The sequence below is a fragment of the Pseudomonas sp. NFIX28 genome, from assembly GCF_900107395.1.
Lineage (GTDB): Bacteria > Pseudomonadota > Gammaproteobacteria > Pseudomonadales > Pseudomonadaceae > Aquipseudomonas.
Genome location: NZ_FNPW01000030.1, coordinates 1 through 23428, shown reverse-complemented (window position 1 = coordinate 23428; position 23428 = coordinate 1). Strand labels below are relative to the sequence as shown.

Here is a 23428-nt window from a genome sequence, read left to right as displayed (position 1 = left end):
CACTGGAATAAGAATTACGCATATCCAAACACCTCAGATTTGGACGCCATCATAGCGCCCGATTGAGGTGTCCAGAATTATTAGGCCAGTTCAGCCTCGCTCCTACGGACATGGTGTGATTCGTAGGAGCGAGGCTTGCCCGCGATAGCGCTCTTTCTTCTATTACCTGTCTTTCAATTACCTGCCTCTCAATTACCTGCCTTTCAATGCTCCTTGCTGGCGACCTCTTCGAGGTGGTCCATGATGTCCTCCGGCTTGAGCACCAGCACGTCGCTTTCCAGGGCATCGAGCACCACTTCGGCGGTATTGCCGATCAGCGCCCCGGAAATCCCGGTGCGCGCCACGGTGCCGATGATGGTCACCGCCGCCTGCAGTTCATGGGCGATGTGCGGGATCAGCACGTCCGCCGGGCCTTCCTCTATATGCAGGTGGGTGTCGTCGATATCGAATTCGGCCTGGAATGCCTTGCACTGGTCGCGGTAGCGCGCCTCGATGGTTTCCTTGAGTTGGAACACCGGGTCGGCCGCCGAGAGCATCGGCGACGGATGGGCGCTGATCACGTGCAGCTGCGCCTTGGCCAAGCTGGCAATGTCAAAACCATGGTCGACGATAGTGGCATGCAGGGTGCGGTGCTCGCCGTCGGTGTTGCCAACGTCGATGGCCGCCAGGATCACGCCGCCGGTCCAGGGCTTGGCGGTTTTCACCAGCAGCACCGGGCTTGGGCAATAGCGCAGCAGTTTCCAGTCGGCGGGGGTGAGCAGGGCCTTTTTCAGCGGGTTGTCGGCAAAGTGCTGCTTGATCACCAGGCCGCAGCCTTCGGCTTGCTGCACGTCGATGATGGTGGCGTGCAGGCTGTCGTTCCAGGCCTGCTCGGTGGTCACGCTGTAACCCTCGCTCAGCAGGCTGCTCTTGAGCACGCTCAACAGCGCCGAATGCTCGTGTTTCTTGTCGCACACCAGCAGGTGCAGATGGGCCTGGGTCACCCCGGCGATCAGCTTGGCGCGCTTGAGCGCGAGGCTTTCGGAGTGCTCGGGCTCGATGACCACCAGGATGCTGCGGATGGCTTGCATGATCGGTTCTCCAGACAGGGAAAAAGGCTACGTTGCACAACTATAGTTGCTGCGCGTCGCCCTGGAAGTTGATGCACATCAAGCGCCGCGGCTGGTGGTCTGTGGCGCGGCCGGTATAATCGGCGCCCTTCGCTGTGAACCCTTATGCCGTGAGCCCCATGCCATTTATCCCTGAAGTCGCCACCGTCATGCCTTGCGAGCACCTTGCGCACAAGGACGAACGGCCATGAACCTGCCGGAAATCCACGAGTTTCTCGGCTGCCGCACACCGGATGCCTGGGTCCAGGCGGCCCTGGCGGATCAGGAAACCCTGCTGATCGACCACAAGAACTGCGAGTTCAAGGCCGCCAGCACCGCCTTGAGCCTGATCGCCAAGTACCACTCGCATGTCGACCTGATCAACATGATGTCGCGCCTGGCCCGCGAAGAGCTGGTGCACCACGAACAAGTCATGCGCCTGATGAAACGGCGCAAGATCGAGCTGCGCCAGCTGTCGGCCGGGCGTTATGCCTCGGGCCTGCGCAAGGTGGTGCGCAGCCACGAGCCGGTGAAACTGGTGGACACCCTGGTGGTTGGCGCCTTTATCGAGGCCCGCAGCTGCGAGCGTTTCGAGGCGCTGGTGCCGCACCTGGACGAAGAACTGGGCAAGTTCTACTTCGGCCTGCTGAAAAGCGAGGCCCGGCATTTTCAGGGTTATCTGAAACTGGCCTATCAATATGGAGACGCCAAGGACATCGCCCAGGTGATCGAAAAGGTACGCGCCGCAGAGCGCGAACTGATCGAGTCGCCGGACGTGGAGTTCCGCTTCCACAGCGGCGTGCCCGCTCTGTAAATGGCTGCTGGCTGTCGACGCCGGCAGCAAAAGCCTGCTTGTCGAAAACTGTGGGCAAATTGTAAAAAACTCTTAAAAGCATGAAACATCACTGAAAACCGGCCATCTTGACCGGTTTTTGCGATTTGCCCTGCTCTCAGATCTATCTGATGCCGCCTATAATGCGCGCCCCAATTGTGCGCTCTCAGACTGGTATTTATGGATAACCCGGGTCTTGGCAAAGTATTGCTGGTGGAAGACGACGAAAAGCTCGCGGGGCTGATCGCGCACTTCCTTTCCCAACACGGTTTTGAGGTCCTGACGGTGCATCGTGGCGATGCGGCGTTGGCGACCTTTCTCGAATTCAAGCCGAAAATTGTCGTCCTCGACCTGATGTTGCCGGGCCAGAGTGGGCTGCATGTGTGCCGCGAGATCCGCAACGTAGCGGACACGCCCATCGTCATTCTTACCGCCAAGGAAGACGACCTGGACCATATCCTCGGCCTGGAGTCCGGCGCTGACGACTACGTGATCAAGCCGATCAAGCCGCCGGTGCTGCTGGCCCGCCTGCGCGCCCTGCAACGGCGCCAGGTACCGGAGCCGACGGTGCGCGGCGCGCTGGAGTTCGGCTGCTTGACGCTGGATCGCAGTTGTCGGGAAGTGCGCCTGGCCGGCGAGCTGATCGAACTGACGACGATGGAGTTCGAGCTGCTGTGGCTGCTGGCCAGTTCGGCGGGCAAGATCCTTTCCCGCGACGACATCCTCAACCGCATGCGCGGCATTGCCTTCGACGGCCTCAATCGCAGCGTCGATGTCTACATCAGCAAGCTGCGCGGCAAACTCCAGGACAACCCTCGCGAACCGGTGTGCATCAAGACCATCTGGGGCAAGGGCTATCTGTTCAATCCGTTCGCGTGGGAGCTCTAGATGCTGCGGTTGTTTCTGCGCCTGTACATCATCCTCGCCCTGGGGCTGGCGGGGGCGATCTGGGCGGTCAACTACACCTTTTCCGAACTGCTGCCCGACGCCAACGAAACCTATAACCGCGAGGCCATGCGCGGGCCGGCGTACAGCCTGGCCACCCAGCTGTCCAGCGTCACAGGGGCGGCGCGCGAGCAGCGGCTGGCCGAGTTGCAACAGCATTACGGTATGCGCCTGAAACTGCAGCAGGCGCAAGAACTGGACCTGTCCGAGCGCGAACGCAGCCTGCTGGCCGAGAACAAACTGGTGGTGCGGGGCGACTTCGGCGAGTTCATTGCCAACCTCGACGGTGGCGCGCAATTGCTGAGCATCCGCCTGCCGGAAGAGCCCAAATGGCTGTATTTCTGGGCCTATGCCTTTCTCGGCGCGAGCCTGGCGCTGGTCCTGTATTTCTGGGTGCGCCCGCATTGGCGCGACCTGGAATTGATTCGCCTGGCGGCCCAGCGTTTTGGCGATAACGACTTGAGTTCGCGCATCCGCCTGCCGCGGCGCTCCAACGTGCGTGACCTGGCGCAGCACTTCAACCAGATGGCCAGCCGCATCGAGGGGTTGATCGCCAACCAGCGCGAGTTGACCAACGCGGTGTCCCATGAACTGCGCACGCCCATTGCCCGCTTGTCGTTCGAGCTCGACCAGCTCAAGCAGTCCGACCCGCAACACAATCGCGAGTTGATCGCCGACATGTACGCCGACCTCGGCGAGCTGGAAGAAATGGTCTCCGAGCTGCTGACCTACGCCAGCCTGGAACACGGGGCCACGGTGATCAATCGCGAGAATGTCCAGGCTTCCAACTGGCTCGACAGCGTGGTCGGCAGTGTCGCCCTGGAGGCCGAGGCGGCGGGGGTGCAGATCAGGATCCGCGCCTGCGAGGTCGAGCACATCAGCATCGAGCCGCGATTCATGGCGCGGGCGGTGATCAACCTGCTGCGCAATGCCATCCGCTACGCCGAGCAGCGTGTCGAGGTCTCCCTGCTGCGGGTCGGGCAGGATTATGAAGTCCAGGTCAACGACGACGGACCGGGCGTGCCGGTGGCCGGGCGGGCGAAGATTTTCGAACCGTTCTCCCGGCTCGACGCCAGCCGCGACCGCCGCACCGGCGGCTTCGGCCTGGGCCTGGCGCTGGTGCGCCGGGTGTCGCAGTCCCACGGCGGCCAGGTCGAAGTCGGGGACTCGCCGTGGGGCGGGGCGTCGTTTCGCATGACCTGGGCACACCTCGAATAACGCGGCGCAGCCTTCGCGGGCAAGCCTCGCTCCTACGGGACGTGCTGGGCTTTTGTAGGAGCGCAGCTTGCGCGCGAAGAACGATGACGCGGCGGGGCAGTTATTTCGCGGTGTGGCCTTCGCGGGCAAGCCTCGCTCCTACGGAACGGTGGCGGCTTTTGTAGGAGCGCAGCTTGCGCGCGAAGAACGATGGCGCGGTGGGGCAGGTATTTCGCGGTGTTGCCTTCGCGGGCGAGCCTCGCTCCTACGGAACGGAGCGCAGCTTGCGCGCGAAGAACGATGACGCGGTGGGGCAGGTATTTCGCGGTGTGGCCTTCGCGGGCGAGCCTCGCTCCTACGGGGTGGTTAAAGGCTGTACTCCAGCGCAATCGCCAATGACGTCTGCAACCGCCGCTCGACTATCGGGCTGTCCGCCGCTTCGCGGCCCAGGTACTGCACCGCCAGTACCGTGGCGACCTGCAGTTGGTCGTCGATCGGCACGGTCCAGGTCAGGTCGCCGCCACGGCTGAGAAAGCCGCCCTTGGGGCGATAGGCGTCGAAGCGGGTCCGGCCGGCCTGGGCGTTGCTTACGCCATACCAGGTGCGCAGGTAATCGCCGTCGCCGAACTGGCTGTTGAGGCTGCCGTCGAGACGGCCGTACCGGCCTTCATACAAGGTGCTGGCAATGCTCAGTTGCAGGTGGTTGTAGGCCGAGCCGGTATCGGGGTCGTCGTTCTTCTTCAGCGCATGCTGCAGCGTAGCGCCCAGCTCCACGGCGCCCAGGGTGTAGCCCAGGTGGGCGCCGAACTGCGCGCGCGACTTGATCGAGCCCATGCCGTCCAGATGGTCCGATCCCTTGTAGCCGTGCTTGCGGTCCTTGCGGGCCGCGCTGGGGCCGACCCAGGCGCCGAACGCCAAATCGCCCCATTCATTGCGCCAGCCAAGGCCCTGCTCGGTGTTGAGGAACACCCCGTAGGGGCTGGCGATTTCGCCGCCCAGTAGTGGGGCGACGCTGCGTTCGTCGCTGCCGCTGTAGCGCGGCAGGCTGGCGACCCCGGCTTGCAACTGGTACTGCCAGTCCGCGGCGTAGAGCGTCGTGCCAGGCGCCAGCAGGCACAGCGACGCCACAGGCAGGGCAGCAAGGGACAAGCCCAAGGTTTTCGGAGGATTGGAGGTCTTCATCGGAGGCTAGAAACTCAAGGTGAGGGAGTGATCGTTGGTTCGTGAATAAGAGCTGCCCAGGCCGTCGCGCGGGCGCTTGGCGAGCTGGCGCGGCGGACCGACGGGAGCCGGCTCGGCACGGAGGATGGTTTGCGCAGGCGTGGCGCTTTCAGGCGGCACTTCACTGCCCGAGGGCGCGGGCGGCGTGCCGTGGCAACTGAGGCCGCCGAGCAGCACGCCGATGAAAAGAGTGGAGAGTCGACCGTACATGACGCACCCGTGAGGAAATGGATGCGCTCATGCTAGGGAGGCTGGCGCCGGCAATCTTTGGCAGCTTTGTCGCGAAACTGTCAAAGACTGTGAAGGCCCGGTGCCTAGCGTTGCAGGTTCAGGCGCTGATGCCGCTCATGGCGTTCATGCCACTGGGCAATGGATTCCTCGGGGTAGTGGGCGAATTGCAGGTCGTGGGGATGCCAGTCGATTTCCACCCAGGGCGCCTTGGAGTCGAGCATCAGGTGGGTGTGCTCCGGCGGTATCGGCAACGGCGTGTCGATGGCCGAGGCGAAGGGGTGGATCAGCTCCGGCCATTGCGGGCTGAACAGCCACAGCCCGGAGCCGCAATGGGCGCAGAAATGCCGTTCGGCGCTGCTGCGCCGGGTGCGTTTGCCGGGCTCCTTGAGCAGCGCGTGGTAGATCGTGATGTGCTTGCGGCCGCGGACTTTCAGGCTCGCGGCGTCGCCGCCGAGGTTGATCGCATAGCCGCCACCACCTTGGGTCTTGCGGCAGATCGAGCAATAGCAGCGCTGATAAGGGTAGGGATGGGCACTGTTCAGGCTGAAGTGCACAGCGCCGCAATGGCAGGAACCTTCGAGCAACATGATGACCTCCGGCGATCCATGGGCTATGAGCGATAGCCTAGTCGCTGTCGGCCGGAACATGGCGCCATGGGGCCTCGCGGGCGGGAGTTGACGCTTTAGCTACTTCAGGCTTGTCGATGGCGCTCAACCAGGAGTGCTCGCCAGGGGCGTTTTCAAGCCTTTGCCGGGCGGCCATCGAGCAGTTGGCAGGACGGGCGCCAGGGTGCCAGGCATGGCCAGCGCGTCGGTGGCGAAGCACTGCCAGCGGCCCACCGCATGCGGCCAGTGCGCTAACGCATTGGCCGCAAGGCGTGGTTTTGTGGGCAGCGTGGCGGGCTGAGGCTGGCTTACAGCGCCAGGTGATAACGAACCTGGGTGGCGTCGTCCGGGTCGATGGCGCGACTCAACTCCAGGGTCGCGGCCAGCTCGCGCATGCGGTGATTGGCCGGGCAATCCAGCGAGTACATCTGCTTGAAGCCCTGGTCTTTGGCCCGGGCGATCAAGTGGCGCATGAGCAAGGCGTCCAGGCCCTTGTGCTGCCAGTCGTCGGCCACGGTCACGGCGAATTCACAGGTGTCCGCGTCCGCGCCGATCGTCGCGTAGCGGCTGATGCCGATTTCCCGCAGTGAGCCGTTGTCATGCACCAGCGCCACGTAGGCCACGCGCTCGCTGCCATCGACGTCCATCAACTGGGCGAGCAGGGCATCGCCGACTTCTTTCACTTCAGCCAAAAAACGGTGGTGTCGAGTGATCGGCGAAAGGTTCTCGATAAAGGCTTTCTCCCGCTCGCGGTCTTCGTCGCGCAACGGGCGGATCAGCACCGGGCTGCCGTCGTTGAGGGCTTCGACCCAATGTTCGCCTTTGTGCTGAGCGAAGGCGGCCAGGGCTGGGGTGTGGAGGGCGGTACTGGTCATGGGCAAGTCTCCGTGAAGTGCAAAAAGAATTGCCTGAACATCTACACCTGCCGCGCGCCGGGCCCTTGATTCAGGTCAACGGGGCAGTGTCGGAGCGGGGTTGCGCGCACCCTATATGTAGCCGCTGCCGAGCCACGGCGAGGCTGCGATCGACCGCGCAGCGGTCGCCCGGCCATACCGACCGCACTTCAGGTTTACGGGGCTGCGCCCCCGATCGCAGCCTCGCAGGCTCGGTAGCGGCTACAGGGGCTGGCATTCGTCACCGCGTCGGCACCCGCCACAAATACCAGGCCGCCACCGTGCGATACGGGCGCCAGGCCTGGCCGATCTCGGTTATCTGCCTGCGGGTCGGCTGCTGCGCCAGGCCCTTCAGGCGCCGGTAGCCCTCGCGCACGCCGAAATCATCGGCGGGCAGGATGTCCAGGCGTTCCAGGCTGTAGATCAGCAGCATCTCCACGGTCCAGCGACCGATCCCGCGCAGGCTGGTCAGGCGTTCGATCAAGGCCTCATCGTCCATGGCCAGGGCTGCTTGGTAATCCGGCACCACGCCGCTCAGCGTCGCTTCGGCAATACCGCGGATGGTGGCGATCTTACCGGCGGAAAAACCACAACCACGCAACGACTCGACATCCGTGGCGAGAATTTGCTCGGGTGAGGGGAAGGCGTGCCCATACAAGCCAAGGAAACGCCCGAGAATCGCATCGCCGGCGCGGGCATGCAGCTGCTGATAGGCAATCGCCCGCACCAGCGCCTCGCAGGGCTCGCGGGCTGGCTTGGGCTGATGCAGGCACGGCCCGACCGCCTCGACGTGACGGGCCCAGTCAGGGTCGAGCCCGGCCAGAAAGGCGCGGGCCTGGAGATAAGGTTCGGGCATGGTGAGTCCTGGAGCGAAGGCGTGGCTTGAGATTAGCCAGCCATGCCTGGCGCTGCACTCGGTCGCTTGCGCTGGAATTCCGTGACACGGGATTTTGATTACTTTTCTGGCGTGCTGCAGGGAGAGAAGTAAATGGAGTCGTTTTTTTAGGGGGAAGGGGTGGAGTGATGGCTTTTTGCAATTAAAATTGTGTAACAGAAATATACAATTTTCCATGGGATTATTGGTTTCATAGGGTAGTAACTGTTTTAGATTGCGTCGATGCACAGCCCTGAGATGGAGACTCATATGGGACGCAAGATGATCGGGATAGGATCACGTACTTCTACTGGCGGACAGGTACTGCAGGGCAATACAGGTATCAGTATCGACAGCGCGGTTGACACCTCTTCCATAGGGCACATCGCAAGTTGTCCGGTATGCAGTAAGAAGCAAGGGCCTATCGTTGCTGTTGGGCCCAGAACTGTGACTTTGCCGGCAGGGCCGATTGCTCTTGAGGGAGACTATGTAGCCTGTGGCTGTCCGCCCGGGGCCAATACCCTAATTGCTACCCAGTCTTCAGTTTATGGTGGCGCCGAGCATTCTGGCGCAAGTATCTCTTCTGTTGCGCCGCTGTTGGCCGCACCTAAAATCATACAAAGTATTTTCCTGTCGCATGGGCCAGAAAAAACGCTGGTTGACTCTTATTCCAGATTTTATGTGGATCTGAATATCCATGTGAAAACCACAGGGTATCTTCCTGGTGAAAGAGTTTCGGTCACGGTAAGCGGGCCTGTGGAACAGACATTGTCTGGTGTTGTGGCTGCCGATGGAGTAGCCAATATCATGAGCGCATTTGACGGTGTAGCGTTTGACATGGAAGGAGAGTGGTGATGACCAGGATAAATGTCGCTGCAGGAGGCGTTTCGTCGACCATGGATGTAAGACGTCCTCGTTTCAGTACGTTATGGAATGCCTATACGGAAGTCGGGCTCAAGGATTCTGTGAGCGTATATCAATTAGTCGGTGGTGAAGTGGAAGCACATAGGGCTGCAAAGCCTGCCGCCTATGCGAATGCCTGTGCATTGAGATTGAGCAGGGCATTCAACTATGGGGGTTATAAAATACCGAAAGGCACCATTATCAAAGAAACACCCATTTACAGGCTGCGAGGAGGAGATGATCTTCCCTATATCATGAAGGTCGAGGGTTTCTTTGCATTCTTGAAAAATAACTGGAAGGCACCCGACCATGAAGTTAAACCCAATAACCTGAGCTTTATCAATGGTAAACAAGGGGTTCTGGTTATGGTGATATCTGGGTGGACTGATGCTACAGGACACGCGACATTATGGGATGGAAATAATACGGGTGATGGTAGCGATTATCATCGATTAGATAGCCATACCTATGACGATCCTCGTGTAAAACTCGAGGTTATAAACTTTTGGGAGTTGAAAGGATGACGCGTTTGTTCGCGGCGTTTTGCCTGTTTCTGCTGTGCTCTTTTGCCGTTAATGCCGCTGATCTATCCAAGGCTCGTGAAATGCTCAAGAACTACGGGCTGGCTAATTGTATCGACAGTCAGTTCAAGGAGCAGTCCGCAATCAAGGAGGACATTTCGCTGGCCATTGGTGCCTACTCTTTCATGGGAAAGGGCATGCACACGATCATGCAGAATGAAGACACGCAGGAGGTGCTGCATGATCCTTATGCGGCAACCGAAAAGTTCATCCTGGATGCTTACCGGAAGACTTCTGCCTTGAGTAAGCACTCTGATCAGAAGATGGTGTTTTATGGATGCCTGGACGTTTACAACTCCCAGGCATTCGACGCGTTTGTCAGGACTCAGGATCAGTATGTTCCTCAGTGAGTGAAAATCTGTGCCGGGCTTCAGCATCAAATCGAACGCTGATTGACCCGTGCCGATAGCGCTGCGGCGCTTTCCTTGCGTTCCGAGTAGCGGTCCACCAGCAGGTCGGTGCGGCCGCGCAGGAGCAGGGTGAATTTCATCAGTTCTTCCATCACATCCACCACCCGGTCGTAGAAGGGCGAGGCTTTCATGCGGTCCTGGTCATCGAACTCGAGAAAGGCCTTGGGCACCGATGACTGGTTGGGGATGGTGAACATGCGCATCCAGCGTCCCAGCACGCGCAATTGATTGACCGTGTTGAACGACTGCGAGCCGCCGCATACCTGCATCACCGCCAGGGTCTTGCCCTGGGTCGGGCGGACTGCGCCGAGGGCCAGGGGGATCCAGTCGATCTGTGCCTTGAACACCGCCGACATGGCGCCGTGGCGTTCCGGAGAGCACCAGACCTGGCCTTCGGACCACAGCACCCGTTCGCGCAGTTCCTGGACCTTGGGGTGATCCACCGGCGCATCGTCCGGCAACGGCAGGCCGCTGGGGTCGAAGATATAGGTTTCGGCGCCGAGGAACTCGAGAATGCGCGCCGCTTCCCGGGTCAGCAGGCGGCTGAAGGAGCGTTCGCGGGTCGAGCCGTAGAGCAACAGGATCCGCGGTTTGTGCGCGGCAGGCGCCGGGGCTTCCAGGTGGTTCGGCGCCAAGGCTTGCAACAGCTCCAGGTCGAGGCTGTGCAGGGGATCCTGGCTGAGGTTCAGGTCGTCGTTGTCGCTGTCGGTTATCCGCTTGTCCATCACAGTGCTCCAATGCGGTCGAGGGCGTTTTTCAGCTCGGCGGGGGAGAGCACGTCGAGGTCCAGGGCGAAGAAGGCGGCGCAGCGTTGCTCGATCTTGCGCACGGTCTGGGCGAAGGCCGCCTGGATCGCCTGTTCGCTGCCCTGGACCTCCGAAGGGTCCTCCAGGCCCCAATGGCTTTTCAGCGTCGGCCCGAAATACACCGGGCAAGGCTCGCCCCCGGCCTTGTCGCACACGGTGATGACGATATCGGGCGGGCTCTCGGCAAAGACTTCCGAACCTTTGCTGTACAGGCCCGCGGTGCTCACGCCGGCTTGTTCGAGGGTGGCCAGGGCGCGGGCGTTGAGCTTGCCGCTGGGGAAGCTGCCCGAACTCACCGCCTGGTAACCGGCCGGCGCCAGGTGATTGAACAGGGCTTCGGAAAGGACGCTGCGGCAGCTGTTGGCGGTGCACATGAAGAGGACTTTCATCGGGGCTTCCTGGCAAGAGGGCTTGGGGGCATGACGCCAGGCAGGCGTCGCTTGAATATATGGGTATTCGAATATACGTATGTGAGGCGACGTTGCCAAGCATCCGCTGCGGGTGAATAACCGAACGCAAATCTTCTTTGCAAGCCCGTATCGGCAAGGGATTTGCGCCCGTGTTCTATGCTTTCGCTGCAGTGCAGGTCGAAGCCGCCAGGCTGATATTCGCCCGCCAGCCATGGCGAGCCTTGAAGCCGGGCGACTTCCCGAAGAGCGATAGCGCCGTGGCTCGCCACAGGGGGAACCCTATGCAAAACCCTTCAACCCCGCAGGAACCCGCCCCGATGTCGCGCCGCGCCGCCGTTGCCTACGTGATCGGCCTGCCGCTGGCGCTGCTGGGCTTGATCTTCCTGCCGGCCGGCACACTCGGCTGGTGGCCCGGGTGGATATTCCTCGCGGTCATGGCCCTGGGCTTTGGCGTTTCGGCGTGGGTGCTGGCGCGGGTCAATCCGCTGATCTACCGCGCGCGCAGCCGCTTCCAGCCGGGCACGAAAAGCTGGGACAAGAAGCTGTTGGCGTTCCTCCTGCCGGCGATGACGGCCGTGCTGCCGGTCGCGGCGCTCGATGCCGGGCGCATGCACTGGTCGGCGGTTCCGGCCTGGGTGGTGCTGGCCGGTTATGCCGCGGTGCTGGCTGGCATCGCGCTGACTGCATGGGCGCAGGCGGTGAATCCGTTCTTCGAGCCGGGCGTGCGCATCCAGTCCGAGCGGCATCAGCGGGTCATCGATAGCGGGCCTTACCGTTTTGTGCGCCACCCGGGCTACATCGCCGCACTGTTGCTGTTCTTCGGCATGGCGCTTGCGCTGGGTTCGTTCTGGGCACTGCTGCCCGCCGCGCTGGCGGCGGCGCTGCTGGTCTTGCGCACGGCCTGGGAAGACCAGTTGTTGCAGGCTGAGCTGCGCGGCTACGCCGGCTATTGCCAGCGGGTGCGCTGGCGCCTGGTGCCCGGCCTCTGGTGAGCGTCGGCGGCGATCACACCCGGGCGACAGGGCGCTGGCGTAAAGCTGCGTTTTACAGCAACTGGTCGATCAGCACGGCATTGCTGTAGATCAGGCTGCCATCGCTGGCTCGATGCCCCACCAGATGGAACTGGCCGCGACCGTGCTGCAAATAGACGCGCATCCGGCAGTCGGACAATGGGCTGTAGCCCTCGGGCAGGACCAGATCCATGGTGTTCATGTCGACGTCGACCATGGCGTCCTGTTCATGGGTTTTCTGCAGGCGTTCCTCGGCTTCTTCCAGGCGCAGGTGCAGGGGATTATCCACGTAGAAATGGATCTCTCCCAGCGGGGTGGACTTCTGCGCATTGTCGGGCTTGCACCAGCCTTCGATCGTCAAGGCGCTCATGACGTGACCTCCGTTTTGGATTGCGGGACCCTCTGGCGCTGTCCCTTCTCAATGGCATCACTTTTTTGACCGTCATGGGGCTGGGTTCGTTTCCTTGAGGGGCGGCGGGTTGGCTACCGCGGGTCGTGTCAGGTCATCTCGGGCCGGCCGCAGACTCCAGGCTTTGACCAGCTTGCGGGCGACCTTGCCCGGCAGCACCGTGGCGCCGCTGTGACGCACCGCCCGGGCATGTTCGGCAAGGCCCTCGACGAGCACGGCCCATTCCGGCCGTGGGTCGTTGACGTAGTCCCAGCCCAGCCCCAGCCAGGGGCAGCGCCCGCCGATCCAGGCCAGCATCGCCGGTGTCGCACGGCTGACGGGGTCGGCGGCCCTGGGTGCCTTTGGTTGAACCGGGCGCGCCTTGACGGCCGGTATTTGTAGCCGTGGGGTGCCGTCTGCTTCCAGGGTCACTTGCATGGCCCCGAGCAAGGCCATGTCGAAAGGCACCGGCTGATCGTGCTCGGCATAGAAGTACGCCAGGCGCCGGATGCTGTCGTAGTCGGCCACGGCGCGGTACAGGTAGGCGCAGATCACCCCCAGCATCGGGTCGGCCCGTTGCTCGTGGAGCACGCCGGCGGCGAGTCGGTCGATGTCTTCGGCCTGTAGCCGGCCCGCGGCAAAATCGTCGATGGCGCCGAGCATCGAGAGGTATTGGTCGGGCGCCTCGGGCCTGCCATAGGCCTGGAAAACATCGCCCAGGGGGCTAGGCATCACCACCGCATACAGGCCCGCGTAAGGAACCACCGGCGTGGCGCTGCCATCGGCCAGTTGCACCAGTACCGGCATGCCCTGCGGATCGCTGGTGGCGCGGAACATCTCGAACATCGGCGGCGCGTCCAGGCGCTCGACCGGTTCCCGGGACAGGGGCTGCGCTCGCTCGCCGCAGACAATCAGGTTCGCCGCGCCCGGGTTGCCGATCCGTTCCATCTTCTGGCGAACCTCGGCGGCCGCCGACTGGCGCCTATCCGCGGCGACATCCGCCTCCAGGCGCTGGACCAGGGCCTTGGCCTTGCGCTTCTTCTCGGGAAAACGCGGGCCCTGCTGGCGCAGCACCACCAACTCTTGCAGCAGCTCCTTGCTCGACTCGGGAATGGTGACGACCTGGTCGGCGGGAACTGTCAGGTCGTGCTGCTTGAGCCCGAAATCGCTGCCGAGCAGGTGCTCGCGAAAGGCTGCGTCGCTGTGCACCCGCTGAAGATTGTGCTCGGCGGAATCCACCGGGCCGGCCGCCGGCACCGGGCCCATGTTGCTGGGCTCTGCCGTGGGCGGCCAAGGCTGCAAGCCGGCGGGACCGGGCAACGGATGGGCGGTGTTGTAGAGCACGGCCGGCTCCGGATCGATCAGGCACTGCGGGTTGAGCTTGAGGCGATATTGTTTGGCGCGCTCGGTGGTGCGCGAGCGCACGCAGGCCCCCAGGCTCGCCGTAGTGATCAGGCCGTTGCTGATGGCGCTCGGCTCCATGCCCCACAGCGCATCGGCAATCACCCCGGAGAACACGCACTTGCCCGGCGCCCCGGACATCGGCTCGGAGACCATGTAACCCAGCTGCCCGTCCTGGCAGGCGGCCAGGCGATCGAACCTGGGGTTTTCCACTTGTGTGCCTTGCACGACGATTCCACGCACCGCATCCAGCCGCGTCAGGTCGAGGTTCTTCGGCGCTTCGCGACAGGCGTCGGTGATCAGGGTGATGCGCTGCACGCCGTGCAAAAGCAGCTCGGTGTAGAACGAGTCGGCCAGGACGCGGTATTTCTGGTGCAGCGAGTCGCTGAACAGCCAGGAGATCGAGCCGATATTCGCGTCGGTCAGGCCGTGGCCGCAAAACGCCAGGATCAATTGCTCGACCACTGCGGCGCCGGAGGGGAACAACTCATCCACCGCTTGCTGCACCCGCGAGCGGGTGACCGGGTTTTCACTGCCGTTTACCGAGCCGTCGTCGACGATCCTGACGTTATCGGCGCCAAAGCCCGAGCGCAGCGCCCAGTCGCCGATCGAGCGGGCGGCGAGCACCGCGCCGTCCAGGTAGGCAAAACGCAGCGTCTGGTTCTGCGGCGGGGTCAGCGTGCCGACGCCGATGGCCAGGCAGGCGCGCCTAGTCATGGGCGCGCGCCGCCTTGCGCGCGGTAAACAGCCACAGATCAAGGCGCGGCAGCACCGCCGGCCAGTGCCAGCATGGCCGATCGCCGGGGGCCAGGCGTTCGACCAGCATGATGGCCCCGGCGAGCGGCATCAGGGCGTTGTGCCAGGCTCCGCCCAGCAGTGGCACCAGCATCCAGGCCCAGCAGGACGCGACGCAGAAGGCCCCGTGGGTGGTGCCCAGGACCAGGCAGTCGCGGTCGGCGGCCCAGCCGAAAAGGCCGATCCGGCGCATCCGGTGGCCACGGTTGAGCGCCATGCGCTGCCAGGGGCTGGCGCTCCACAGCAGGGCAACCAGCAGGGCCACGCCCAGGGCCGATTCGCTGGCGCTGAACTGCAAGAGCAAGGCGAGCAGCATCAGCAGCGGCCCGGCGGCCAGCCATACGGCGGTGTAGCCGAGCACGACGACGAACGCCGCGCGCATGCGCCGGCGCGGCAGGCTGGAGCGCCAGGTATGCATGAGCGGCATTGCCAGCAGCGGCGGCATCATCGCCAGCAGCATCAGCGCCCAGTCCGCCAGCCGCTGCGACATGGGAGTCAGGGCGAGTTCCGCTGCCAGCGCGGCGGGCCAACGGGTGACCATGAGCAGCCCTTCCCCCGAGCTGCAGAAAGCGGGAAGGGTGCTGTGCCCGGCGCGGTAGAGGCACAGGGCCAGGCCGAGTCCGGCCGTCGCGAAAAGCAACGGCCAGGGCGCCCGGGTGAAGCCGAGCCAGATCGGTCCTGATGGCATGAGGCGCTACTCAGCTGACGACGCCACTGCGCTTGAGAACGCTGATCCGCTCCACGGTCACCGGCTGGTCCGCCGACATCTGCTCGCCGGGCACCAGGGTCACCCGCAGGTAGTCCGGGTTGAAATCGCCAGCGTCCGTCAGCCGCTGGGCCAGGTCGGTGATGTCGATCGTGTAGCCCAGGCCGTTGCCGCCATGGCCGCCGTCCGGGCGCGAGGCGACGTTCAGCCCGAACAGCGTCAGGCTGCCGGCATGGCACTCGGGATGCTGCTGCGGGTCGCCGTCCTTGGGCAGGTTGATGTACACCGCCAACTGCGGCGAGGGCGCGGAGCCGCGCACCGATTCCAGCGCCAGGTAGAGCCGGGTCACCGGCTGGCCAGGGGTTGTGGCGCCCATTGCGGCGATGCCGGTGCTGGTGGCCTGGTGGTCGAGGTCGACCTGGGTGCGCACTGGCGAACCGCCGACCGTGACCACCGACCGGTTGGCACCGATCGGTTCGATGTTCTGTTGTTCCGGCGCACCCATCTTGACCCGTGTCACGGCCTCTGCTCCTGGTTTCACGCCCGTGCCAATGCTCAAGTCGGCATAGCGCGGATGCAATTTGCCCCCTTTCAATGTGTCGCGGCCGGTGAACGTCATGCCCGGGTCGGTGCCGCCGACCTCCGGCATGATGAAACGGCGGTCGGCCGGGCCGTTGAGCCAGCGCGGATCGCGGACCATGGTCTTGCCCGGGGTGTTCATCCAGGCTTCCCAGAGCCGGTCGACGTTGCAATGGTGCAGCCAGAAGATCGGGTCCAGGGCGGCGAGGTAGGGATCGGCCATGAAGCCTTCGCCACCACCGATCAGGCGGTGCACGGTGTTGTGCGGGTTGTTCTCCAGGTCGCCGGTCCAGCGGGCGAACTGGGCGAAATTGCCGGTGACGCCGCCGCCGAAGCCGATGCTGCCGTCATTGCCGACCTGAAAGTCGTTCTCCTGCATGGCGGCCAGACTGAAGGCATCGAGGGAGTTCGGCCGTAGGGTGGTAAAGCCTTGCCGGCGTGGGTATTTCTTCAGCGGGTTGGGGCTGCCGTCGGGCAGGGTGTCGGCCAGGAATGCCTCCGGGGCCCGCCGCGCATCCGGGTTTTTGTTATTGAGGTAGTTCCAGTACGGCAGCGCCCAGTCGTCACCTGTCAGTTCCTTGACCTTGGCCGCGACAATCGCCTCGAAGGCCGCCAGGTAGCCGCGGTGCCAGGACAGGAAATACCAGCTGCCATGCTGGCACTGGCTGCCGTAGGTGAAGTTGGTCAGGTCCTTGGGTACCGGGTCGGAATCGCCCAGGACATTCGTTTCGACCCATAACTGGCGGTCGAAGCCATGGATGGCACCGAGGAATTTCCAGCTGTTGCGGTGGGTGATCGGCAGCTTGTCCAGTTCGCGCATGGCCAGCGCGTAGTTGAGCAGGACCTTGTTCCAGCCGGAGCCGAGCGTTGCCACATCCTGTCGAATCGCGTTCATGAAATGCACCTCCCTTGCAGCATCAGGCCAGGGTGGCGACTGGCGCCACTCCCTTCGCAATCCTTTGCCGCTGGCGACTTCATGTTCACGGCGGAACTGCGCTCATGAGGCCCGCCGTGCTGAGGCGTGCCTCTTCGAAACTGAGTATAGAAGCCCGGCAAAAACGCCATGGCCAATTCCCATTATCCCGATGAACGACCGGGGCCCGGGCGCCGTCATCGGACGAACGGAAGGGATGGGCACTGGCCTGGGCTTACAACGCCTGCAACAGACGCTGCAGCTGCTGGTGTTCCCAGATGCTCAGGAGCTTGACCGGGTCGGTGCCATAGCGCTGCCAGGCGTCGAGCGTCTCGACCCGGCCGTCCGGCGAGCGGCATTCTTCGCAATGGCTCAGGGTCTGGCCATGGTTGACCAGGGCCAGGCTCCAGCCATCGACCTCGAGCCGCACCTGCCAGCTGTTGTCCGCCATCAACCGGCGCTGGCTCGAGGCATCCAGCGTGCGGGTGCCGAGGGCCAGCTCCCTGAGCACCTGGCAGATTTCGCGGGCGGTGAGGGCGGGGGCGGTTGGCATGGGGATGATCTCAAGACGGGGACGGCGGCCATTTTGCCATTGTTGCGAGCCTGGAAAGCGCCGTCGAGAGCGTCCCGAGTAACTGATGTTCACCAGCAAGTGGGACTTTTGATTCCCTGAAGCGGAAAACCTTGGACCGAAAAAATGCCCGTGTCGCAAGAGACGGGCATTTTCCATTGGCCGGCAGTGGGTGCCAGGAGGGCCTGGCCAGCAGGCGTCAGCGGAGTTCGTAGGAGGGGGCAAGGGCTACTTGGCGGACTTTCGCGTGCTGGAAGAGCGCCAGGCCTTTTCGGCCCCCGGATGCTGCACGGCCAGGTAGCCCCTCACGCCCAGTCCTGCCAGACAAAAGACCATGCCTGCGATGAATTGAAATGTAGTCATGACATGCCTCCAAAACAATCAACAGCGGACCTTCGCATTTAAGCGATGCCAGGGCCAGCCGGAGTTGTTACGGGGTGTCTAAGGAAAAGGCCGTCGCCAGGGCGGTTCGTTGCCGGAGGGCGCTGTGGCGACGCTATTGGCTCAGGGCTCAGCTGGTCGGCACGCGGGCCGGTTCCGCGGCGGCGACCTTCGCCGGTCGGGCGTGCAGCAATGTGTCCAGGGCTCGGCGATAGCGCTCGCCGGCCAGGCGCATGCTGTTATTGTGGGTCGCCCCGGGAATTAGCAGCAACTGCTTGGGCTGCTGCGCCGCGTCGAACAATTGTTGGCTGAAACGCGCCGGCACATAACGGTCGTCCAGGCCGTGGACGACCAGCAGCGGCATGCCGATGCGGGCGATCTTGTCGAGGGAGTCGAACTTCTGCGACAGCAGCCAGCGCACCGGCAGCGAGGTGTTGCCCAGCTCGGCGGCGATATCGGCCAGGGAAGTGAACGAGGATTCGACGATCAAGCCCCGCGCTGGAATTGGCGTGCCTTCGCTGGCGGCCTGTTGCCCCAGCTGCGCAGCCAGTTCCACCGCCACCGCGCCGCCCAGGGAATGGCCGTAGATCAGGCGTTTGCCGGCGTCGGGTTGCAGCCGCTGCAATTGTGCCCAGGCAATCCGCGCGTCCTCGTAGACGCTGGTTTCCGACGGTGGCTCGCCAAGGCTCTGGCCGAACCCGCGATAGTCGATGGCCAGCACCGAGAACCCCAGGGCGCGCAATTGCTCGATGCGAAACACGTGCCCGGTGAGGTTCCAGCGCACCCCATGCAAATAAAGGATGGCCGGCGCATCGGCGCGCTGTGCCGGCCACCACCAGGCATGAATGTTTTGCTCGGGCTTGAGGCTGTCGCCCTTGAGCTGCAGCTCGCGAATGCCGGCTGGCAGGCCGCGATACCAGCTGGCGTTGACCGGCTCGACGCGAAACACCAGTTCGCGCTCCTTGTGTTCCAGCACCTGGCAGCCCACCGGCAGCCCTATCGACAGGACAGCCATGCCAAGCAGCGACCACCAGCGAGGTCGCCAGCGCGAGAGGAATGTGAAGGACATAGGCTGTGGCACCGCGCACGGATCAAAACCGCGTTTTAGCAGATGCGCGGGTCCGCGCAGTAATCATTTCGCCAAACCCTGGTGGGGCAAGCTTTACAAAATGTGGCGGCCTGGATTGAGAGCATCACAAGAGCAGATGCCGCTTGCTGCGGCACGTCCTGGCCAACCTCCTGCTACGGCGCTAGCTGGCCCGGCAGGGTCCGCTTGCTGCTGATGTGAGGTGGGTCAAGTATCTGCCAAACCGTCGAAGTGGTTCAGCTGCCCGCCCTGGCCCTGGGTTGAGCAATAGTAAATATGGATATCGCTGGCGTTTGCCTGGTAGTCATCGGCCCATTGCTCATGGGCATGGATGTCGCCGCGGTATAGGTCAGGAAGCTGGCCATCCCGGTGAACCACAATGACGCGGCCCAGCACTTCGGCCAGGGCCATGATTTCTGGAAAGCCACCCCACAAGATGTTCTTGTCCATATTGTTCAGGTCCGCCACGTACTTCTCCTTATTCCCTTCATCCTGAATCAGTGCGGGATGCTGGTTAAGATATTCCGAGGCCTTGCGCCGAAGCTCTTTCACGGAGTCACCGGTTCTGAGGCCTATCGCGGCAAACAGGCAATGGCCATCATCGGCCACCCCGACCACGGTCAGGCCATCCACCTTTTTCGGTGCCAACGGTTTGCCGTCGTAGGTCGTACGCCAAAGCGTCCGGAAAATGGCAGGGCTGTCGAGTGTCAGGGGGCCGCCATGTTCGTAAAGGCCAGCGGGCACGCTGACTTTGTATTGCTCCTGCGGGCCTTTGACGATCGTGGCGATCGATGTTTCTTCCAGGCAGGCGTGGGTGTAGGCAGGTCGCCTTCCAAGCGCCCTGATCCTTACTTCGTCATTACCGAGATAGGCCTTTCTGAGGTAGGCGACACAAGGCGAGATCAAGCTTTGTTCGGCGTTATCCAGAGTCATCGCCGTTTCCGCGCTGTCGGCGACCTTGTATGGATTGTCTTTACACGCCGTGACCGTAACCAGCGAGCTTTCCTCAAACATCCTGAATTTTCGAAAGTTGGCGGTGAGATCGTCTTCGCACAGGTTAAACACCAGCGGTGGAATCTGGCTGATTCCGTGGGTGAAACACGAGCGATTATTCTGGGTGACCAGTAGAAAGCGGCCTTCCTCTCCCGGCGTCTTTTGCGCCGCGCTGTCGGCGATCTTGATCAGGCAAACGTTGAATACGTAAGAGTGCCAGCTGTCGGCGTGTTCTTCCGTCAAGGCGACCATGCCAGCCAGTACCGAGTTGCCGACAAGGCTGCCATGGGCGAAATGCGGAGAAAGCCCCAAGTGGCTTGAATGCAACCGCATCCGGTAGGTCTTTGCCTCATAGTTCTTGGTTTTCCAGTTTGTCTGGAGGACTTCGAGAAAGTCGTCATGCTCGCCGCCCTCCAGATTGTGACGCCTCATGGTTGCGATCAAGACCGCAATCGTGGTGCGTTCTATCATCTGTTGCAGGTCCTTGAGTTTGCCGAGAGCGCTTGTCCTGCGGACATGTTTGTCCTTGGTAGGGTTTTCGTTTTTCCAGGGGTTCTCGCTATTGCAGTGAAACTGGACGTACTTCAATACGTCGCTGTGTTCTTTCGAAGCCAGGATCAGCTCCAACTTCACTAATGAACCAATATTGTTGGCGAGCAACCGATCAAGCTTGACCAGAAGCAACTTGTCCAACGAGATCTTGTTGATCAGTTGGTGGTAGTTGTAAAAAGCATCTGTGAATTCCGACATGATTACCCCCGCGGCGTCGCTGCCAATGCATCGTTCAAGCAATCGTCGAGGCTGTCGAACGAGGGGCCGGCCTGGGCGAAGGCGGCGTCCACGGTTTCGGCGTCGGCGGGGGAGCGCAGGTCCAGGCGGCTGAGAAGCAGGGTCTCCAGCACACTGACCGCCTGCACCGGTGAAGTAATGCCGTGTGCCTTCAGGCGCGGCGTGTAGCGCTCTACCAGTAGAACGACCTCGGCGTGGCCACGCTCTGCGCACCGCGGGGCATGTTCGCTGTGCAAAAAATCCACGGCCTTCGCGCAGAACTCCTGCTGCCGGGCCTGCTCGAATACGGCCATTTGCTCGCTTCGAATGGTCATCATGCTAAAGGCTCCAATGCTGTTCTTTTTCTTGGGCGGCAGGCCCGGCTTCATCATGAAAGCGCCTGGCTGGAGGGCCAGATGCACAACCGGGCGGCGGGGCCGCCAGCAGGGTCCACCGGGTAGTTGACCAGCGAGTGCCCGGTACCGGTTTCGGCGATCAGGGCCCTGGCCGGGCCGAACAGCGCGGCACGCTCCAGGGCGGTGCAGGTAGGCAGGTAGAGGCGCAAGACCCTGGGGTCGTAGAAGCGGAACACCAAAATATTGCCCTTCGGGTCGGCCACCCGCAGCAGGGTGCGAAAGTGCTCACGCAAGTCCCGCAGGCTGACGTGGGCCGCCGCGACCACGAAGCAGCCCCAGCTTTGCCCCCAGCTGTCCTCAAGCAGTTGCCGGGTATAGGGCTGGTGTGGGTCGAGGTGCAGCAGGTAAGGCGCGGCGGCCGACAGGCTCGGTGACAGCTCGCCCGCATACAGGCAGGCAAAGTCGGCCCGGCTCGTTCGCACCCGGCGCTCGATGTCCGGGTCGCGGGCGCCGTCCAGCAAGGCATATACCTGCGGATCCTCGGGGCGGGTGCCTTGTGCCCAGAGTTCGGTGGCCAGCCATTCGTTCAGGCTGAGATCGGCTTGCAGGAATCGGGTCATTTCTGACAAACCTCGCAGAACGGCTCGCCGCGCACGGCGGCATTTATCAGGGTTTGTGCCTGGCGGTCCTGCAGGCCCAGCCGGGCGGCCCGGGTGGCTTCTGCGGTCGCGGAGGAGGTCGGGGCGGTCTCGGGGCTAGCCGCGAGGGGGGCGCTCATGGCGGCGCCGGCCTGGTTGATGGGGGCGGTGTTGAGCGTCTTGCCGGCGGTATCGGTGCCCGCGGCCTTCAGCAATCCCGGAAGCAGCGCGGCAATGCCTGTTCCAGTCCCTGGCGCGCCGCCGGAATTGATCTTCACATCGGCGCCGCTGATGGTTACGCCGCCACCATCGAGTTTGACGAAGCTGCCACCGGCCTTGGCCGTCAGTTCCGAGCCAGCCTCGGCCACGACCTTGTCCCCGGCCTTGTAGTGAATCTCCTGGCCAGCCTCGACGAACTGTGCCGTCCCGAGCTTCGCGTGCTGGGTGACGGCCACGGTGAGGTGGTCGTTGGCGCGGATTTCGCTCTTGCGATCGAGGTGGGTGATGCGGTGTTCCTCGGCCTTGAGTTCGGTGAGGGCGTTGGCCTCGACCGTGTCGTGGCGCTGGTTGCCGACGCGGATGCGCTGGTCGTGCTCGACGTTCTCGTCCCAGTCGCGCTGGGCGTGCAGGTAGATCTGCTCGGCGCCTTTCTTGTCTTCGATGCGCAGTTCGTTGTAGCCCTTGCCGCCCGGCGAGCTGAGGGTCTTGAAGGTGCTGCGGGTCTTGTTGGCGGGCAGGTCGTAGGGGACCACGTTTTCCTTGTGGTACAGGCAGCCGGTGACCAGGGGCTGGTCGGGGTCGCCTTCGAGGAAGGTCACCAGCACTTCCATGCCGATGCGCGGGATGGCGATGGCGCCGTAGGGGTTGCCGGCCCAGCTGGTGGCGACGCGCAGCCAGCAGCTGGTGTTGTCGTCGGCCTGGCCGTCGCGGTCCCAGTGGAACTGCACCTTGATCCGGCCGTATTGGTCGCAATGTTGATCCGACCGTATTGGTCGCAATGGATTTCTTCGCCCTTGGGCCCGGTGACCACGGCGGTCTGGCTGCCCAGGGACTTGGGCTTCGGGTGTTCCAGCGGCGGGCGGTAGTGGGCGTCCCAGGGCGTGGCAAGGAAGCGGTTGCGGTAGCCCTGGTGGAAATCGTCCTTGTTGCTGGTGACGTCGCTGGTGATGTTTTCGCCCAGCACCTGCGGCTGCTTGCCTTCGTGGATCACCTCCAGCAGCAGCCACAGGTCGTTCCATTCGCTGCGCGGGTGGGCGGCCAGGGTCAGGAAGTGGCCGCTGACCAGGCTCGGCTCGTCGCCTTTGCCTTCGGCCAGCCGGTAGTCGCTGCGGTGGCGTTCCAGGGCGCGGGTCGCCAGTTGCTTGCCGCGGGCCTGTTGGGTGAACAGCCCGGGGTAGTCGTAGTCTTCCAGGTCCGGCATGAATTCGGACTTGGCCGCGCCCTCGGGCAGCAGGCGCGGCTTCTCGAAGTCGTAGTCGCGGCGGCCGACGCGGCTGGTGCGGGTTTCCAGGCGCAGGTTGAAGCGCTTGATCACCGGCTGTTCGGCGGCCATGCCCGAGTCCTGCTGGTAGTTCACCGCCGCCAGCTTGCGAAACACCGTCTGGTCGTCGCCGAACACCAGCTTGTGGCCGCTGGCGCTGTGCTGGAAGTGGAAGTGAATGCCTTCTTCTTCGCACAGGCGCTGGATGAAGTGCAGGTCGGATTCGTCGTACTGGGTGCAGTAGACCCGCTCCGGGTAGGTCGCGCCGAGCTGGAAACTGTAGGCGTCGGCGAGGATGCCGCGGGCCTCGAGGACCTGGGCGATGATCTTCGGCACGCTCAGATGCTGGTAGATCTTCTGGTTGAA

24 protein-coding genes and 1 pseudogene are annotated in these 23428 nt (G+C 63.1%); 7 read left to right on the top strand and 18 right to left on the bottom strand.

Annotated features, from left to right (window positions below; genetic code table 11):
- Window positions 1–203 precede the first annotated feature (203 nt).
- Window positions 204–1070, bottom strand: a complete 867-nt coding sequence (locus BLV20_RS30365) for a universal stress protein (protein WP_092306044.1) — start codon at window positions 1068–1070, stop codon at window positions 204–206.
- A 226-nt stretch (window positions 1071–1296) separates the two neighbouring features.
- On the opposite strand from BLV20_RS30365, the gene BLV20_RS30360 reads away from it, so the two are divergent.
- The 3 genes from BLV20_RS30360 (at window position 1297) to BLV20_RS30350 (ending at window position 4083) form a co-directional block, all read left to right on the top strand.
- Window positions 1297–1902 carry a MiaE family protein gene (locus BLV20_RS30360; RefSeq protein ID WP_092306043.1) on the top strand — a complete coding sequence of 202 codons (606 nt, stop codon included), beginning with the start codon at window positions 1297–1299 and terminating at the stop codon, window positions 1900–1902.
- A gap of 198 nt (window positions 1903–2100) precedes the next feature.
- Complete coding sequence (locus BLV20_RS30355) at window positions 2101–2808, top strand: response regulator (protein WP_092306042.1); 708 nt, start codon at window positions 2101–2103, stop codon at window positions 2806–2808.
- Complete coding sequence (locus BLV20_RS30350) at window positions 2809–4083, top strand: ATP-binding protein (RefSeq protein ID WP_092306041.1); 1275 nt, start codon at window positions 2809–2811, stop codon at window positions 4081–4083. It begins immediately after the preceding gene.
- A 345-nt stretch (window positions 4084–4428) separates the two neighbouring features.
- Here BLV20_RS30350 and BLV20_RS30345 read toward each other — a convergent pair whose 3' ends face one another.
- The 5 genes from BLV20_RS30345 to BLV20_RS30325 all read right to left on the bottom strand — a co-directional run bounded on the left by BLV20_RS30345 (window position 4429) and on the right by BLV20_RS30325 (window position 7868).
- Window positions 4429–5244: a MipA/OmpV family protein gene (locus tag BLV20_RS30345; RefSeq protein WP_092306040.1), complete on the bottom strand. Its 816-nt coding sequence runs from the start codon at window positions 5242–5244 to the stop codon at window positions 4429–4431.
- A 6-nt stretch (window positions 5245–5250) separates the two neighbouring features.
- The gene (locus BLV20_RS30340; RefSeq protein WP_092306039.1) at window positions 5251–5493 is read right to left on the bottom strand and encodes a hypothetical protein; all 243 of its coding nucleotides are present in this window, start codon (window positions 5491–5493) and stop codon (window positions 5251–5253) included.
- Between the two features lie 104 nt (window positions 5494–5597).
- Window positions 5598–6101, bottom strand: a complete 504-nt coding sequence (locus tag BLV20_RS30335; protein ID WP_092306038.1) for a GFA family protein — start codon at window positions 6099–6101, stop codon at window positions 5598–5600.
- A 326-nt stretch (window positions 6102–6427) separates the two neighbouring features.
- Window positions 6428–6994, bottom strand: a complete 567-nt coding sequence (locus BLV20_RS30330; protein ID WP_092306037.1) for a GNAT family N-acetyltransferase — start codon at window positions 6992–6994, stop codon at window positions 6428–6430.
- Between the two features lie 259 nt (window positions 6995–7253).
- Window positions 7254–7868 carry a DNA-3-methyladenine glycosylase family protein gene (locus BLV20_RS30325; RefSeq protein ID WP_092306036.1) on the bottom strand — a complete coding sequence of 205 codons (615 nt, stop codon included), beginning with the start codon at window positions 7866–7868 and terminating at the stop codon, window positions 7254–7256.
- Between the two features lie 288 nt (window positions 7869–8156).
- Here BLV20_RS30325 and BLV20_RS30320 point away from each other — a divergent pair, with 288 nt between their 5' ends.
- Genes BLV20_RS30320 through BLV20_RS30310 form a run of 3 tightly spaced genes read left to right on the top strand, consistent with a single transcriptional unit; the run spans window position 8157 to window position 9720 of the window.
- Entirely contained in the window at window positions 8157–8741 is a 585-nt protein-coding gene (locus tag BLV20_RS30320) for a PAAR domain-containing protein (protein WP_092306035.1), read from the top strand.
- On the top strand, window positions 8741–9313 hold the full coding sequence (locus BLV20_RS30315) for a T6SS effector amidase Tae4 family protein (RefSeq protein ID WP_092306034.1): 573 nt from the start codon (window positions 8741–8743) through the stop codon (window positions 9311–9313). Before BLV20_RS30320 ends, BLV20_RS30315 begins: the two co-directional genes overlap by 1 nt.
- Window positions 9310–9720: a hypothetical protein gene (locus tag BLV20_RS30310; protein ID WP_092306033.1), complete on the top strand. Its 411-nt coding sequence runs from the start codon at window positions 9310–9312 to the stop codon at window positions 9718–9720. The genes BLV20_RS30315 and BLV20_RS30310 overlap by 4 nt, the downstream gene beginning before the upstream one ends.
- A 26-nt stretch (window positions 9721–9746) precedes the next feature.
- On the opposite strand, the gene arsH is transcribed toward BLV20_RS30310, so the two are convergent.
- Window positions 9747–10505 (bottom strand): arsenical resistance protein ArsH, encoded by a 759-nt coding sequence (arsH, locus tag BLV20_RS30305; RefSeq protein WP_256577923.1) that lies wholly within the window; start codon window positions 10503–10505, stop codon window positions 9747–9749.
- The gene (locus BLV20_RS30300; protein WP_092306032.1) at window positions 10505–10975 is read right to left on the bottom strand and encodes an arsenate reductase ArsC; all 471 of its coding nucleotides are present in this window, start codon (window positions 10973–10975) and stop codon (window positions 10505–10507) included. The genes arsH and BLV20_RS30300 overlap by 1 nt, the downstream gene beginning before the upstream one ends.
- A 302-nt stretch (window positions 10976–11277) precedes the next feature.
- On the opposite strand from BLV20_RS30300, the gene BLV20_RS30295 reads away from it, so the two are divergent.
- Window positions 11278–11988 carry a methyltransferase family protein gene (locus BLV20_RS30295; protein ID WP_256577922.1) on the top strand — a complete coding sequence of 237 codons (711 nt, stop codon included), beginning with the start codon at window positions 11278–11280 and terminating at the stop codon, window positions 11986–11988.
- 52 nt (window positions 11989–12040) lie between these two features.
- Here BLV20_RS30295 and BLV20_RS30290 read toward each other — a convergent pair whose 3' ends face one another.
- From BLV20_RS30290 to tssI, 10 genes and pseudogenes are all read right to left on the bottom strand, one after another.
- Window positions 12041–12376 (bottom strand): hypothetical protein, encoded by a 336-nt coding sequence (locus BLV20_RS30290; protein WP_092306030.1) that lies wholly within the window; start codon window positions 12374–12376, stop codon window positions 12041–12043.
- 72 nt (window positions 12377–12448) lie between these two features.
- Window positions 12449–14512 carry a hypothetical protein gene (locus BLV20_RS30285; RefSeq protein ID WP_092306029.1) on the bottom strand — a complete coding sequence of 688 codons (2064 nt, stop codon included), beginning with the start codon at window positions 14510–14512 and terminating at the stop codon, window positions 12449–12451.
- Window positions 14505–15131: a copper chaperone gene (locus tag BLV20_RS30280; RefSeq protein ID WP_256577921.1), complete on the bottom strand. Its 627-nt coding sequence runs from the start codon at window positions 15129–15131 to the stop codon at window positions 14505–14507. The genes BLV20_RS30285 and BLV20_RS30280 overlap by 8 nt, the downstream gene beginning before the upstream one ends.
- A gap of 157 nt (window positions 15132–15288) precedes the next feature.
- Window positions 15289–16770: a tyrosinase family protein gene (locus BLV20_RS30275; RefSeq protein ID WP_092306027.1), complete on the bottom strand. Its 1482-nt coding sequence runs from the start codon at window positions 16768–16770 to the stop codon at window positions 15289–15291.
- Between the two features lie 253 nt (window positions 16771–17023).
- Entirely contained in the window at window positions 17024–17341 is a 318-nt protein-coding gene (locus BLV20_RS30270) for a DUF7693 family protein (RefSeq protein WP_092306026.1), read from the bottom strand.
- A 529-nt stretch (window positions 17342–17870) separates the two neighbouring features.
- A complete protein-coding gene (locus BLV20_RS30265) occupies window positions 17871–18809 on the bottom strand; it encodes an alpha/beta hydrolase (protein ID WP_092306025.1) in 939 nt (312 codons plus the stop codon).
- 225 nt (window positions 18810–19034) lie between these two features.
- Window positions 19035–20570, bottom strand: a complete 1536-nt coding sequence (locus BLV20_RS30260; RefSeq protein ID WP_092306024.1) for an OTU domain-containing protein — start codon at window positions 20568–20570, stop codon at window positions 19035–19037.
- Window positions 20571–20572: 2 nt separating this feature from the next.
- Entirely contained in the window at window positions 20573–20926 is a 354-nt protein-coding gene (locus BLV20_RS30255) for a hypothetical protein (RefSeq protein WP_139192771.1), read from the bottom strand.
- 50 nt (window positions 20927–20976) lie between these two features.
- Window positions 20977–21564, bottom strand: a complete 588-nt coding sequence (locus BLV20_RS30250; protein WP_092306022.1) for a DUF4123 domain-containing protein — start codon at window positions 21562–21564, stop codon at window positions 20977–20979.
- Window positions 21561–23428: pseudogene (gene tssI / locus BLV20_RS31880) on the bottom strand (type VI secretion system tip protein TssI/VgrG); the annotation flags it as partial. The gene BLV20_RS30250 and the pseudogene tssI, both read right to left, overlap by 4 nt.